The 14,156-nt window shown below is 65.2% G+C and carries 13 protein-coding genes; 5 read left to right on the top strand and 8 right to left on the bottom strand.

The features are described from left to right. Window positions 1–63: 63 nt before the first annotated feature. On the top strand, window positions 64–1,260 hold the full coding sequence (locus OKQ63_RS04530) for a UbiH/UbiF family hydroxylase (RefSeq protein WP_264212778.1): 1,197 nt from the start codon (window positions 64–66) through the stop codon (window positions 1,258–1,260). A gap of 70 nt (window positions 1,261–1,330) precedes the next feature. Here the strand turns inward: OKQ63_RS04530 and OKQ63_RS04525 are convergent, their stop codons facing one another. From OKQ63_RS04525 to OKQ63_RS04515, 3 genes are all read right to left on the bottom strand, one after another. Beyond that, window positions 1,331–2,455 carry an aminotransferase class V-fold PLP-dependent enzyme gene (locus OKQ63_RS04525; RefSeq protein ID WP_264212777.1) on the bottom strand — a complete coding sequence of 375 codons (1,125 nt, stop codon included), beginning with the start codon at window positions 2,453–2,455 and terminating at the stop codon, window positions 1,331–1,333. 198 nt (window positions 2,456–2,653) lie between these two features. Beyond that, the gene (locus tag OKQ63_RS04520; protein ID WP_264212776.1) at window positions 2,654–3,112 is read right to left on the bottom strand and encodes an Lrp/AsnC family transcriptional regulator; all 459 of its coding nucleotides are present in this window, start codon (window positions 3,110–3,112) and stop codon (window positions 2,654–2,656) included. Beyond that, the gene (locus OKQ63_RS04515) at window positions 3,109–3,564 is read right to left on the bottom strand and encodes an Lrp/AsnC family transcriptional regulator (RefSeq protein WP_264212775.1); all 456 of its coding nucleotides are present in this window, start codon (window positions 3,562–3,564) and stop codon (window positions 3,109–3,111) included. Before OKQ63_RS04515 ends, OKQ63_RS04520 begins: the two co-directional genes overlap by 4 nt. 132 nt (window positions 3,565–3,696) lie before the next feature. On the opposite strand from OKQ63_RS04515, the gene ilvC reads away from it, so the two are divergent. From ilvC to OKQ63_RS04495, 4 genes are all read left to right on the top strand, one after another. Next, window positions 3,697–4,719: a ketol-acid reductoisomerase gene (ilvC, locus tag OKQ63_RS04510; RefSeq protein ID WP_264212774.1), complete on the top strand. Its 1,023-nt coding sequence runs from the start codon at window positions 3,697–3,699 to the stop codon at window positions 4,717–4,719. 157 nt (window positions 4,720–4,876) lie between these two features. Next, window positions 4,877–5,785, top strand: a complete 909-nt coding sequence (locus tag OKQ63_RS04505; protein WP_264212773.1) for a DMT family transporter — start codon at window positions 4,877–4,879, stop codon at window positions 5,783–5,785. 93 nt (window positions 5,786–5,878) lie between these two features. Continuing rightward, window positions 5,879–6,322 carry a hypothetical protein gene (locus OKQ63_RS04500; RefSeq protein ID WP_264212772.1) on the top strand — a complete coding sequence of 148 codons (444 nt, stop codon included), beginning with the start codon at window positions 5,879–5,881 and terminating at the stop codon, window positions 6,320–6,322. After that, window positions 6,319–7,230, top strand: a complete 912-nt coding sequence (locus OKQ63_RS04495) for a DMT family transporter (RefSeq protein ID WP_264212771.1) — start codon at window positions 6,319–6,321, stop codon at window positions 7,228–7,230. The genes OKQ63_RS04500 and OKQ63_RS04495 overlap by 4 nt, the downstream gene beginning before the upstream one ends. Window positions 7,231–7,246: 16 nt before the next feature. Here the strand turns inward: OKQ63_RS04495 and glmM are convergent, their stop codons facing one another. From glmM to OKQ63_RS04470, 5 genes are all read right to left on the bottom strand, one after another. Further along, the gene (glmM, locus tag OKQ63_RS04490) at window positions 7,247–8,593 is read right to left on the bottom strand and encodes a phosphoglucosamine mutase (protein ID WP_264212770.1); all 1,347 of its coding nucleotides are present in this window, start codon (window positions 8,591–8,593) and stop codon (window positions 7,247–7,249) included. A gap of 24 nt (window positions 8,594–8,617) precedes the next feature. Further along, the gene (gene folP, locus OKQ63_RS04485) at window positions 8,618–9,613 is read right to left on the bottom strand and encodes a dihydropteroate synthase (RefSeq protein ID WP_264212769.1); all 996 of its coding nucleotides are present in this window, start codon (window positions 9,611–9,613) and stop codon (window positions 8,618–8,620) included. Next, entirely contained in the window at window positions 9,610–10,530 is a 921-nt protein-coding gene (locus tag OKQ63_RS04480) for a dihydroneopterin aldolase (RefSeq protein ID WP_264212768.1), read from the bottom strand. The genes folP and OKQ63_RS04480 overlap by 4 nt, the downstream gene beginning before the upstream one ends. 129 nt (window positions 10,531–10,659) lie before the next feature. Then, a complete protein-coding gene (locus OKQ63_RS04475) occupies window positions 10,660–11,313 on the bottom strand; it encodes a cell wall hydrolase (RefSeq protein WP_264212767.1) in 654 nt (217 codons plus the stop codon). Window positions 11,314–11,485: 172 nt separating this feature from the next. Then, on the bottom strand, window positions 11,486–14,062 hold the full coding sequence (locus tag OKQ63_RS04470) for a pyruvate, phosphate dikinase (protein WP_264212766.1): 2,577 nt from the start codon (window positions 14,060–14,062) through the stop codon (window positions 11,486–11,488). Window positions 14,063–14,156: the final 94 nt, after the last annotated feature.

Genomic DNA, 14,156 nt, shown 5'->3' with positions numbered 1-14,156 from the left:
GTATCCGCTTGTCTTCCCCCTCCTTGCGGGCCTATTTCTGGCGGCAGAACGGAGGGCTGAAACATGGCCGAGACCTGCGACATCCTGATTTCCGGCGGCGGCATTGCGGGATTGACCGCAGCCGCCGCTTTTGGCTCCAGCGGTTTTTCCGTGATCTGCGCCGACCCGGCCCCGCCGGTGACAGAGCGCGACGCCGAAGGCTCCGACCTGCGCACCACCGCCTTTCTGCAGCCTGCTAAAGGACTGCTGGAACGCTGCGGCATCTGGGCGCGGCTGGCGGACCACGCCGCCCCCTTGCAGATCATGCGCATTGTCGATGCCGGAGGCGCCCGGCCGGAGCCGCGGGTAATCAAGGATTTCAACGCCGCCGATATCTCCGGCCAGCCCTTCGGGTGGAACCTGCCCAACTGGCTCTTGCGGCGCGAGATGATTGCCCGGCTGGCAGAGCTGCCCAATGCGGAGCTGCGGTTCGGCACCGGCACCACCACCCTGTTTACCCGCACCGGCGAGGCACGCGCCGGCCTCAGCGACGGCAGCCAGGTGACGGCCAAGCTGGTGATCGCCTGCGACGGCCGCAATTCGCCGATGCGCGAAGCCGCGGGCATTGCAGTCAAGACCACCCGCTACGGACAGAAGGCGCTGGCCTTTGCCGTCACCCACCCGGTGCCGCATGAGAATGTCTCCACCGAGATTCACCGCTCCGGCGGGCCGTTTACACTGGTGCCGTTGCCCGACTATCAGGGGCAGCCGTCGTCGGCGGTTGTCTGGATGGAACGCGGCCCGAAGGCGCAGGAACTGCTGAACCTGGCGCCGGCAGCGTTTGAGGCCGCCATGACCAGGCGCAGCTGCGGGTTGTTCGGGGATCTGAAGCTGGCCTCGCGCCGCACCATCTGGCCGATCATCAGCCAGTCGGCGGAGCGGCTGATCGGAGAGCGGCTGGCGCTGATGGCCGAGGCCGCCCATGTGGTGCCGCCGATCGGCGCGCAAGGTTTGAACATGTCGCTGGGCGACCTGCGCTGCCTGCTCGACCTGGCAGAGGCCCGCCCCGAGGGCCTGGGCGATGCGCAGATGCTGGCGGTCTATCACAAGGCCCGCCACAGCGAGATCCTGCTGCGGGTGAAAGGCATCGACCTCTTGAACCGCACCTCGATGCTGGCGCCGCGCCCGCTGCGCGATCTGCGCGCCTTTGGCCTCAACGCGCTATATTCGCTGGCGCCGGTGCGCAAGACGCTGATGCAGATGGGGTTGGGTGTGAAGTAAAAGCGGCTTTCCCAAGGGAAAGCCGCTGCCTCCGGCGGGAGTATTTTTACAAAGAAGAAGACTGGTGCCTTTACAGCACCTGATCCGCGACGGTTTTCAGCCGTGCGATGGTGGCATCCACATCATACAGCTTGTCCAGGCCGAACAGGCCGAGGCGGAAGGTGCGGAAATCCGCGGGCTCGTCGCACTGCAGCGGCACGCCGGCCGCGATCTGGGTGCCCAGCGCGAGGAACTTCTTGCCGTTCTGCACGTCCGGATCGCTGGTATAGCTCACCACCACACCCGGCGCGCCAAAGCCCTCTGCGGCGACCGAGGTGATGCCCTTGTCCTTCAGCATCGCCCGCACGCCGTTGCCCAGCGCCCATTGTGCGTCGCGCAGCTTCTCAAAGCCGTACTCCCGGGTCTCCAGCATGGTGTCGCGGAACGCCTTCAGCGCATCGGTCGGCATGGTGGCGTGATAGGCGTGTCCGCCGTCCTCATAGGCCTTCATGATGGTGCGCCACTGTTTCAGGTTGAGGGCGAAGCTGTCCGAGGCGGTCTCTTCCAGCCGTGCCAGCGCGCGCTGCGAGAACATCACCAGACCGGCGGAGGGCGAGGCGCTCCAGCCCTTTTGCGGGGCGGAGATCAGCACGTCGACGCCTGTCGCCTTCATGTCGATCCAGGCGCAGCCGCTGGCGATGCAATCGAGCACCATCAGCGCGCCGGCCTCATGCGCCGCTTCGGCCATCGCGGTCACGTAGTCGTCGGGCAGGATCACGCCGGCCGCGGTTTCCACATGCGGGGCAAAGACGATGTCCGGCTTCTGCTCCTTGATCGCGGCCACAACATCGGCAATCGGCGCCGGTTCGAACGGCGAGGCGGATTCATTGCCGGTGCGGCGCGCCTTCATCACGGTGGAGGAGGACGTAAAGCCGCCCGCCTCGAAGATCTGACTCCAGCGGTAGGAGAACCAGCCGTTCCTGACCACCAGCGCGCTGGCGCCGCGGGCGAACTGGCGCGCCACCGACTCCATCGCATAGGTGCCGCCGCCGGGCACAAGCGCCACCGCTTCGGCGTTGTAGACCTCTTTCAGCATCTCATTGATGTCCAGCATCACGGCCTGAAAAGCCTTGGACATGTGGTTGAGCGAGCGGTCGGTGAAAACCACCGAAAATTCATCCAGACCCTGCGGGTCGACGGTATCGAGCAATGCCATTGCGGCCTCCCTGAAATGTCTCATGAAACGGCTAGCCGGTGCTGCAGGCTTTGGCAAACCCTGACTTGGCATCCACCGGAGCGGCCGTTCTCCGAGGGGTGATATTGACGGCAGCCCGGCAAAAAGACAGCCCAGTCACGACAGAAACCACCCGTATTTGCGCCAAGCCGGTTTCACATCGGCAACAAAAGGGCTGCTTCAGCCCAGCGGCCCGGGACGGCGCTCCTCGCTCAACAGAACATTGGCCTCCACATTGCCGACGCCTGGCAGGGTCATCACCCGGCGGCGCAGCACGCGCTCGAAGTCGGAGATGTCCCGCGCTGTCACCCGCAAACGGTAGTCATACATGCCCAGCACATGCTCCACCGTCTGCACTTCCGGGATGGCCGAGACCGCACGTTCGAAATCCTCTAAGGAAACGCGGCCCTTGGTGGCCAGTTTCACGCCGAGAAAGACGGTGACGCCGAACCCCAGCTTCTCCTTGTCGAGCTCAAGTTTGCGGCCTGCGATGATGCCCGCCTCCTGCAACCGCCTGATCCGCCGCCAGGCGGCGGGCTGGCTGAGGCCCAGCTGCCGCCCCAGAGCACCCGCCGACCGGGTAGCATCCTCCGACAAGGCCCGCAGCAGGGCAAAATCGAGATCATCCAGGGAGGTCATACCGGCAGCACCTCATCCGACTTGATCCGCGCCACATGCATCAGCGCCTCGATATCGGTGATATGCGGCAGGTTCAGAATGCCCGCGCGGTAGATCTGCTGGTAATGCGGCATGTCGCGGGAGATCACCGAAAGCCGCACATCGACCTGGCCCAGAAAGGTCTGGATCTCGATCACTTCGGCAATGCCGCGGGCGGCCTCGATGAACTCGTCAAAGGCCCGCGGGTTGGTCTTGTCCAGCGTTACCCGCAGCGAGACCTCGACCTCATATCCCAGAGCGCGCCAGTCGATCACCGCGCGCTGGCCCAGGATCACGCCGGTATCGCGCAGCTTCTCCAGCCGCCGCGACAGGCGCGAGGCGGTCATACCCAACCGTTCGGCCAGATCCGGAATCGGTTGCCCCGGCTCGCTTTGCAGATGGCGGAGAATGCGCCGGTCGAGATCATCAAGCATGAATTTGTCACTATCATGTAAAAACACGAATAACTATCACAAAGATACCGCGTAATTCATGCGGAATGGCAATCGCCTTCCCTGCCCGCTTCCCTATGATGCCCTCAAACACCTAACGAAAGGACGTGGATCATGCGCGTTTATTACGACCGCGATTGCGATGTGAACCTGATCAAGGACAAGAAAGTGGCCATCCTGGGCTATGGCTCCCAGGGCCACGCCCACGCGCTGAACCTGCGCGACAGCGGCGCCAAGAACCTTGTCGTCGCGCTGCGCGAAGGCTCCCCCTCGGCGAAGAAAGCCGAAGGCGAAGGCCTGAAGGTCATGGGCATCGCGGAAGCCGCGGCCTGGTGCGACGTGATCATGTTCACCATGCCCGACGAACTGCAGGCTGAGACCTACAAGAAATACGTCCACGACAACATCCGTCCGGGTGCCGCCATCGCATTTGCCCACGGCCTGAACGTGCACTTCGGCCTGATCGAGCCGAAAGAAGGCGTTGACGTCATCATGATGGCGCCCAAGGGCCCGGGCCACACCGTGCGCGGCGAATACACCAAAGGCGGCGGCGTGCCCTGCCTGGTCGCGGTGCACACCGACGCCACCGGCAAGGCGCTGGAAACCGGCCTGTCCTACTGCTCCGCCATCGGCGGCGGCCGCTCCGGCATCATCGAGACCAACTTCCGCGAAGAATGCGAAACCGACCTGTTCGGCGAGCAGGCAGTTCTGTGCGGCGGCCTGGTTGAGCTGATCCGCTGCGGTTTCGAAACCCTGGTCGAAGCCGGCTACGCCCCGGAAATGGCCTACTTCGAGTGCCTGCACGAAGTGAAGCTGATCGTTGACCTGATCTATGAAGGCGGCATCGCCAACATGGACTACTCGATCTCCAACACTGCCGAGTACGGCCAGTACGTCACCGGCCCGCGCATTCTGAAGTACGACGAGACCAAAGCGCGCATGAAGGCGGTTCTGGAAGACATTCAGCAGGGCAAGTTCGTCCGCGACTTCATGCTGGAAAACCAGGTTGGCCAGCCGACCCTGAAAGCCTCGCGCCGTGCCAACGACGAACACCTGATCGAAGAGACCGGCGCCAAGCTGCGCGGCATGATGCCCTGGATCTCGGCCGGCAAGATGGTCGACAAAGAGAAGAACTAAGGCGCCCGCGGAAACTTCTGCTGACCTTACCTCTGCAGGGCGCTCCACATTGGGGCGCCCTTATTCATTTCAAATTGTGCAACTTCTGCCCGGCCGAAAGGCCGGGCAGCGCAGTCTTTCAGCAACCGGAATAGCTGCGTGTGATTGAGGAATTGTGATGCCCGACTCCCCCGGCACCGCCAATTGGGCCAAGCTTCTGTTCCTCGGCGTGATCTGGGGCGCCTCTTTCATGGCGGTGTCGCTGGCGCTCCGGGGTTTCCCGCCGATGACCATCGCCGCGCTCAGGATCTCGATCGGCGCCATCTGCCTGCTGGCCGTGGTCTATGCCATAGGCATCGGCCTGCCCTCCCTGCGCACGCGTGATGGCCGGATTATCTGGGCCTGCGCCATTGGCATGGGGTTCTTCACCAACGCCCTGCCCTTCACCCTGCTCAGCTGGGGGCAAACTTATGTGACCAGCGGCTTTGCCGGGGTCTGCATGGCGGTGGTGCCGCTGTTTGTGCTGCCGCTGGCGCATCTGCTGGTGCCGGGCGAGCATATGACCCTGCGCCGCACCATCAGTTTCCTGATCGGCTTTGCCGGCGTGGTGGTGCTGATCGGGCTCGATGCCTTCCGCTCCGCCGGCACCGACTTTGAATCTCTTGCCCGCCTGGCCTGCCTTGGCGCCTCGCTCTGCTACGCCATCGGCTCGATCATCACCCGGCTCTGCCCGCAGGTGAACATGCTGTCGCTCTCCGCCGCCGCCCTGCTGTGCGGTGCTGGCATGATGACCCCCGCCGCGCTCTGGGCCGAGGGCGTGCCGGAGCTGCCCGCCGCCATACCGCTGGGGGCCGTCATCTACCTCGGCCTGCTGCCCACGGCCCTCGCCCAAGTGCTGCTGGTCCAAGTCGCCCGCAGCGCCGGCCCTGCGTTCCTGTCCACCGTTAATTATCAAGTGCCGGTCTGGTCGGTGATCTTCGGCGCGGCCCTCCTGGGGGAATCCCTGCCGCCGCAGCTGTTTGCCGCGCTGGCACTGATCCTCGGCGGCCTCCTCCTCAGCCGCAGCCGCCGCCCGCGCATTGCCTGAGGCAAAAACACTTCGATAGGTAACAAAGCAATTCCCATTGACCCCGCCCGCCCGGCGGGGTCTTGTCGCGCGGAGACCCGGCACGAGGACCCCATGCCCGATATCGCACCTCGCGACACTCCCAAGCAATGGCTGAAGGCAATTGTGATCTGGGCCTTTCTGGGCTTTTGGATCTACTTCTTCTCCTTCAGCCTGTATGCATCCGGGTGCCACAAGTTCACTCGCCCGGCGGAGGAACGGCTACGCAAGTGCGAGAACAGCCTGCGGTTTACAGGTTTTTTGTATACCAGCTACCAGCGCGCCACCAACCTGATCAACCAAGGTATAGCACAGGCCGATCTTGGCGAAGATGCAAAGGCCATATCCCTGTTCACCAAGGCCATTCCCCTCCTCACAGGTGGCTCCTCGTCTCAACACCATCGCTTGCAACCGCAGCTTGAAGCACTGGAGCGCGTATTAAAGGACCCGGCAGTCCTGCCGCGAGCGCATGGCCTTTTCCAAACTGCCATTGATCAATGGGCCAAGGAGCAGTCATGACCAATAGCAGCGTCGCACCGCGCTACTGGCTGATGATTGCCACGCTGGGCTTTGTCTGGGGCGCGACCTTTCTGCTGATCAAGCTGGCGCTGGACGGGATCACCCCGTTCTGGCTGGCCGCCGGGCGGATCGGATTTGCCGCGCTGCTGCTGTGCGCGGTGTGGGGCTGGCGCGGGTTCAAGCTGTTTAAGGGCGAGGCCAACTGGCCCTCGCTGGTGATCATCGGCATTCTCAGCACCGCCCTGCCCTTCATGCTGATCTCCTGGGGACAGCAGTATGTCTCTTCCGGCTTTACCGGCGTCAGCATGGCGGCGATCCCGCTGATGGTGCTGCCGCTGGCGCATGTCTTTGTGCCGGGCGAGCAGATGACCCTGCGCCGCCTGATCGGCTTTGCCATCGGCTTTGCGGGCGTCGCACTGCTGATCGGCGGCAAGGCGTTTGAGACCAGCGGCGCCGCGCTGGAGGCCTATGGCCGCGCCGCCTGCCTGTCGGCGGCGGCCTGCTACTCGGTCAGCTCGATCCTGACCCGCCGCCTGCCGCCGGTGGATCCGGTAGGGCTGGCTGCCATCCTGCTGGTGATCGGCTGCTTCATCATCTTCCCGGCCGCCTGGGCCGCCGAAGGCCCGCCGGTGATGCCGGACACCCGCACCTTAATGATAGCCGCCATCCTCGGCCTGATCCCCACCGCCGGCGCCAATCTGCTGCGCGTCATAGTGGTGCGGGAAGCCGGGCCGACCTTCATGACCCTCACCAATTACCAGGTGCCGGTCTGGGCGGTGGTGCTGGGCGCGGTGTTCCTGGGAGAAGATCTGCCGCCCTCGATGCTGCTGGCAATGGCGATGATCCTGGGCGGCCTTGGCCTCAGCCAGCTCGGCAGGCTGAAGCGGCTGTTCGGCAGAGGCGGCTGACCAGCTCCCTGCCGGGCTATTCGGCGACCGCCGCCTCGACGGCGGCGACCACGCTGTCCACCGCCAGCGTCATCAGACCCGCATCCTCGCATTCCGCCATCACCCGCACCAAAGGCTCGGTGCCGGACTTGCGGATCAGCAGCCGCCCCTGGCCGTTCAGCGCCTTCTCAGCGGCAGCGATGGCGTCCTGCACCCGGGCATCCTCCAGAGGCGCCTGACCGGCCTCGAACCGCACGTTGCGCAGCCGCTGCGGCACGGTCTCGAACTGATGCGCCAGCGCGGAGGCTTTGTTGCCGGTCTGCACCATCTCGGCCAGGAAATGCAGCCCCGCCATCAGCCCGTCGCCGGTGGTGGCATAATCCGTCATCACGATATGGCCCGACTGCTCGCCGCCCAGGTTGAAGCCGCCCTCGCGCATCCGCTCCACCACATAGCGGTCGCCCACCGCTGTGCGCTCCAGGCCCAGGCCCTTGCGGTTCAGAAAACGCTCCAGCCCGAGGTTCGACATCACCGTGGCCACCAGCGCACCGCCCGCCAGCAGGTCCTGCTCGGCCCAGCGGCTGGCCAGCAGTGCCATCAGCTGGTCGCCATCGGCCACAGTGCCGGTCTCGTCGATCAGGATCACCCGGTCGGCATCGCCGTCCAGGCAGATGCCGACATGGGCGCCGTGTGCGACCACCGCCTCAGCCGCCGTCTGCGGTTGGGTCGAGCCGCAGCCGCGGTTGATGTTCAGCCCGTCCGGCGCCACGCCGATCGGGATCACATCCGCCCCCAGCTCCCACAGGACTTCCGGTGCCGCCCGGTGGGCCGCGCCATTGGCGCAGTCGATCACCACCTTCAGCCCGTTGAGGCCGAGATTGCGGGGCAGCGAGCTCTTGACCCGCTCGCCATAGCGGAAGCGGGCATCGTCGATCCGTTTGGCACGGCCGATATTGGCAGCCTGGGCCGGCTCAACGCCTTCCTCGACCAGCGCCTCGATCTCCATCTCGGCGCTGTCCGACAGCTTGAACCCGTCGGGGCCGAAGAACTTGATGCCGTTGTCCTCGGAAGGGTTGTGGCTGGCCGAGATCATCACGCCCAGATCCGCCCGCATGGAGCGCGTCATCAGCCCCACCGCCGGGGTCGGCACCGGCCCCAGCAGCAGCACGTTCATGCCGGTCGAGGTCAGCCCCGCCGTCAGCGCGTTCTCGAACATGTAGCCGGACAGCCGGGTGTCCTTGCCGATCACCACCCGGTGCACCCCGGTGCCGTCGCGCCGGAAATAGCGCCCGACAGCGGCGCCGATCCGCAGGGCCATCTCGGCGGTCATGGGGTGGGTATTGGCGGTGCCGCGCACGCCATCGGTGCCAAAGAGTTTCCGCATTATGCTTTTCCTGCCCAAAAGGCGTTAACGGACGGCCTGCCAAAGGCGCAGCGCCTGGACCGTCTCGGCCACGTCATGCACCCGCAGGAATTGCACGCCTTGCGCCAGCGCCGCAAGCCCCACCGCGATCGAGCCCGGCGCACGGGCATCAGCGCGCGGCTCCCCGCCGATCCTGCCAATGAACCCCTTGCGGGACACGCCCAGCAGGATCGGGCAGCCCAGCCCGTGGAACAGGCTGAGATTGCGCAGCAGAGTCAGATTGTGCTCCTGCGATTTGCCAAAGCCGATGCCGGGGTCGATCACGATCTGCTCGCGGATCACCCCGGTCGCCTCCAGCCGGTCGATCTGCTGTTCGAGGAAATCATAAACATCCAGCAGCACGTTGGCATAGTGCGGATCGTCCTGCATGGTGGCCGGGTCGCCCTGGGCATGCATAATGCAGACCGGCACGCTGGCCTGCGCGGCCAGCGGCGCCAGCGCCGGATCAAAAGTGAAGCCCGAGACGTCATTGAGCAGATCCGCCCCCGCCTCCAGCGCCTCCAGCCCGACAGTGGCCTTGCGGGTGTCGATTGAGATCGGCACGCCGCTTTCGGCCCGGATCGCTGCAATCAGCGGCGCGGTGCGGGCGATTTCGTCGGCTTCGGAAACCTCGGCTGCACCGGGCCGGGTCGATTCGCCGCCGACGTCGATGATCGTCGCGCCTTCGGCCACCATCCGCAGCGCAGCCGCCTTGCCCGCCTCGGCACCGGCATGCCTGCCGCCATCCGAAAAACTGTCAGGGGTCGCATTCAGAATGCCCATGATCTGCGGCTGGGTCATGTCCAGCCCGGCAATCGAAGCCCGGCGCGCGCTCAGGCGGCGGCGCAGCGGTTCCGGCACCAGTCCGGCCGGGGCAATCCGCGGCGGTGCGTCGCGGCTCAGGATCTCAACCTCGGTGAACCACAGGGCACTGCCCGCCAGCGGAACCGCGCCCTCTGGGCGCGCCTCGCCATGCTGAACCAACGGCCGGTAATATGTCACAGTTGTGCTTGCTCCACGCTGACGGCCCGCAAGGGGACGCCGGGATTATCAGGCAAATCCCCGCCAAGCACAATCATTTCACCCGCCTCGAAGGTGGAGGCGAACCAGGCCGCCAGCGCCACCGAATTCGACGGCGGCGCCGAGGGGCCTTCCACCGCATCCAGCACGATCTTGGAGGGCGCCCAGACGCAGATCTGGCCGTTCTTCATCGCCCAGTGCAGCTCGGTCCGGGTCGAGACCACCACGCAGCGGTCGTCCTTGGCCGCCAGCCGCCAGGCGTTCTGTTCGATCGCCAGCAGGTCGATGCGGCGCTGGGTCCATTTGTGGCCGGTGGTGGGCACTTGCAGAAGGTGGGTGCCGACGCACAGGATCAGCGGCCGCTTGCGGCATTGCATCTGATCGATCCAGGTGGTCAGGTTTTCGCTGTCGATGGCGTCATTGGACAGGTACATCAGCCGCGGGTGCGGGCGCTCTTCCTCATCCACCGGATGGGTGATCTGATCCTTCGACCGCACCACCTCGACTCCCAGCGCACCGGGACCGCGGTCCAGCTTCTCGATCCGCACAAAGGCGCGCACCGCCTGGTGCTCCAGCAGGATCCGCTCGGCCACGCGTTCGGCCAAGGTCTCCAGCAGGTTCAGCCGTTCCGCTGCCAGCTCATGGGCTATCGCCTCGGTCACCTTGTCATAAGACAGGATCCGGTCGACGTCATCGTCGAGGTCCTTGGGCAGCGGTGCCACTTCGACCACCACGTTGAAACAGATCCGCTGGGTAGTGCCGCGCTCGGCCTGAAAGGCACCGATCTCCACTTCGACAGTGTGATCGCGCAGGGAAATGCGGTCCAGCGGGCCCGGTGCGGCCGTGGCCACGGAACGTTCGGACGGGTGCGCAAAGGCAAGGCGGATTTCAGAGGGCATGGGAAACGGGCCTTTGGCTGGCTGTGTCGAGTGATGGGACCCAACAATAGTCTTTCGGCACCTTCATAACAGGCCCGCAAACGCCACGCCAGCAGCTGAAAGCGGCACTGCGATGCCGCGTTCAGGCGGTCAGTTGCTCATCGCAGTCTGATAGCGATCGTCACGGTAGAACAGGTGCACACCGATACGCGTGGTGTTTGTGAATGTACGGCTCCAGCGCGGGCGCACCGCGGTGGTATGATAATAGGTCGCGCCCTCTGTCAGCTCGGTCCTGAGCCCGTCCAGCGCCGCACGCGCCACCTTGGCCACCCGCTGATAGGCCTTCTTCTCGTTGATCACTTCCTTGTAGCCGTCGCAGGTATAGGTGAATTGGCACTGGTACTTGCGCCCGGTCCCCTGCTTGATCACCCCGCACAGCGTATTCGGGAACTGCGCGCTCTTGACCCGGTTCAGAATTACCTCGGCCACGGCAAACTGGCCTTTGACAGTCTCGCCGCGCGCCTCGAAGTACAGCGCCTCGGCCAAGCAGGCAAACTGCTCTCCGCCTTCGGCCTTCGGCTGGGTATCCAGCCAGGTCTTGGAGTACTCCACCTGCGGGTCGGACCTGCGGCTCTTGAACGGATTGGTGCGGAAACCGAAGAATCCGCTGAATTTCCGCGCAGGCACCGCGCTCAGACTAGCCTGTTCACGCTCGATCAGCGAATCCAGACCGGTTTCGGCAGCAACACTCTTACCCATCGTGATGGTGGCAGCCATCACGGCAATCATAGTCAACAATTTCATTCAGGGTTCCCCCGTCCTAGCAGCCCGCGCCCGGTTACCCCTGGCACATGCGGTCGCATCCCTTAATGGATAAGGCCCGAAACGTCCAGCTTTGGGGCAAGCCCATCAACCCGGAGACGCACACATAGGCCGCCGGCCTTGCACCGGCAGCGGCTGGATGCCCTGAATTTTCTTAATATTTTGCGTACGTTGGCGCGATCTGCCCGGTTCGTCCGGAAATTGCCAGCTGGGCGGCGGCCAAACGCGCAACCGGCACACGAAACGGCGAACACGAAACGTAGTCAAAGCCCGCATCGCGGCAGAATGCAATCGATTCGGGGTTGCCGCCATGCTCGCCGCAGATCGACAGGGTGATGTCCCCGTTTTCCGCCCGGCCGCGCTGCACCCCCAGCTTCAGCAGCTCCCCGACCCCATCGGTATCCAGCACGTGGAACGGGTCCTCCGGGAAGACCCCCTGATTGACGTAATCCGACATGAACCGCCCCGCGTCATCGCGCGACAGCCCATAAGTCATCTGGGTGAGGTCATTGGTGCCAAAGCTGAGGAAGGCGGTGTGCGGCGAGATCTCCCCCGCCCGCAGGGCCGCCCGCGGGGTTTCGACCATGACGCCCAGCCGGTAGGTGAAATCCTCGCCGCGCTCCGATTTCACCGCCGCCGCCACCGCATCAATGCGGGCCTTGACCAGTTCCACCTCGCGCTTGGCAGAAACCAGCGGAATCATGATCTCAGGCACCACCGGCTCGCCCCATTTGGAGGCTTCCAGCGTGGCCTCGAAGATTGCCCGCGCCTGCATGTCATAGATCTCCGGCACGGTGACTCCCAGACGGACGCCGCGCATACCCAGCATCGGGTTGTATTCGTCCATCTCTTCAACCCGCCGGGTCACATCGCTGACCGGAATGCCCAGCGCCTCGGACAGCTCCCGCTGACCGGTTCTGGTCGCCGGCAGGAACTCGTGCAGCGGCGGGTCGAACAGCCGGATGCAGACAGGCATCCCTTCCATGATCCGGAACAGCTCGCGGAAGTCGTCGCGCTGCATCGGCAGCAGCCGCTCCAGCACCGCCGCCCGCCCGGAAGGCGTCTCGGCAAAGATCATCTCCCGCATCACCGTCAGGCGGCCGGGTTCAAAGAACATGTGCTCAGTGCGGCAGAGACCAATGCCTTGGGCATTGAATTTTCGCGCCATTTCAGCATCTTCAGGCGTGTCGGCGTTGGCGCGGATACCAATGTCGCGGGCTTCGTCGGCCCAGCTCAGCAGGGTCAGCAGCGCCCCATCCTCGGCGGCCTCCAGCATTTGCGGCTGGCCCGCCAGCACCTGTCCGCTGCTGCCGTCGATGGTGATGATGTCGCCTGCCTTGAACACCCGGCCGTCCGCCGCTTCCAGCATCTTGCGCTTGCTGTGGAACTTCATGTTCAAGGCGCCGACGATGCAGGGCAGCCCCAGGCCGCGGCCGATCACCGCAGCATGGCTGGTCATGCCGCCCTTCTCGGTCAGAACCCCGGCGGCGGCATGCATGCCGCGCACATCCTCCGGCGAGGTTTCCCGCCGCACCAGAATGCAGGGCTCACCGCGCGAGGCGCTGGCCTGCGCCCCGGCCGCGGTGAACACCAGCTTGCCGGTGGCGGCCCCGGGGCTGGCGGCAATGCCTCGGCCGATCACATCGCGCCGCGCGTCCGGCGCCACCTGGCGGTGCAAAAGCTCATTCAGGATATGCGCATCCACCCGCATCAGCGCTTCTTCCTGCGGGATGATGCCATCCTCCGCCAGCGCCACCGCAATCCGCACCGCAGCCTGCGCCGAGCGCGCCACCCGCACCCCGTCCAGGATGTGCACGCGGCCGTTCTCGATGACGAATTCCAGCTGCATTTCCTCGCGCAGCTTGCAGCGCATCAGCGCGGCGTGGGTCTGGAGTTCCTCGAATGCCTCAGGCGCCAGTTCTTCCAGCGACAACCCCCGCGTGTCCCGGGCCAGATACAGCGCCTTGGCCCCGGCCCCCAGCGCATCGCGGCCCTGGCTTTGGCTCAGGTAGCGGCCGGTCAGCTGCCGCATGCCGGTGGTCGTGTTCACCAGCTGCAAAACGCCCGATCCGCATTCCCCCTGGCCGACACCGGGGATCATCTCCTGCACCACCAGCCCAAGGCCTGCGTCGGCCGGTGCGCCTTTGGCCTGGCGCAGGATCCGTGCGGAAGTCCCCTCCCAGGCCCGCGCCATCGACCGCAGCACCGCCGCCAGCTGCTCGCCCGGGTCCTGCGGGAACGGCTCGTCGGTCTCCGCCTCGTAGGCATGCAGGATCTCGCTCAGCGCATCCGGGCCGCCGTCCTCGACATCGTCGAACACATCCGGGTCCAGCCGCGCCACATGCACCGCGTAGGACTGCACGAACCGCAGGTACAGCGCGGCGGCGGCATCGCGCCCCAGGCTGTCGCACAGATCCACATAGCGCGCGTCATTCATGCCGATGTTCAGAATCGCCCCCGGCCCGCCCCAGTCGGGGTCCTCGGACGAGGGCCGCACGCACAGCAGCGCCTCAGGATCGAACTGGCTCAGCACCGCGGACAGATCCGGCATCTGCCCTTCGGCAATGGCATGCACCGCCGCAAAGGACAGCGCGACTGTGTGCGGCACCGGCAGGTCCAGCCGCACCAGCCGCTGCAGGCATTTCGCCCGCCCGCCGTGGGTCGCGGTGGCAATGGGGGCGGTGGCGGTGATCAGCGACGCCGGCGGGATCTGTTCGAAATCTTTCTGCACTGCAGCACGTCTCCTTTGAAAGTCACCATAAGGAGAAGACGCGCCCACGCAAGGGTCTTGTAACAGCCCGGTGACGCCAAGGACCCGTCCGGAA

It is taken from the genome of Leisingera thetidis (assembly GCF_025857195.1).
In the GTDB taxonomy this organism is placed as follows: domain Bacteria; phylum Pseudomonadota; class Alphaproteobacteria; order Rhodobacterales; family Rhodobacteraceae; genus Leisingera; species Leisingera thetidis.
The sequence above is the reverse complement of the archived record's forward strand: the minus strand, read 5'-3'. Positions and strand labels throughout refer to the sequence as shown.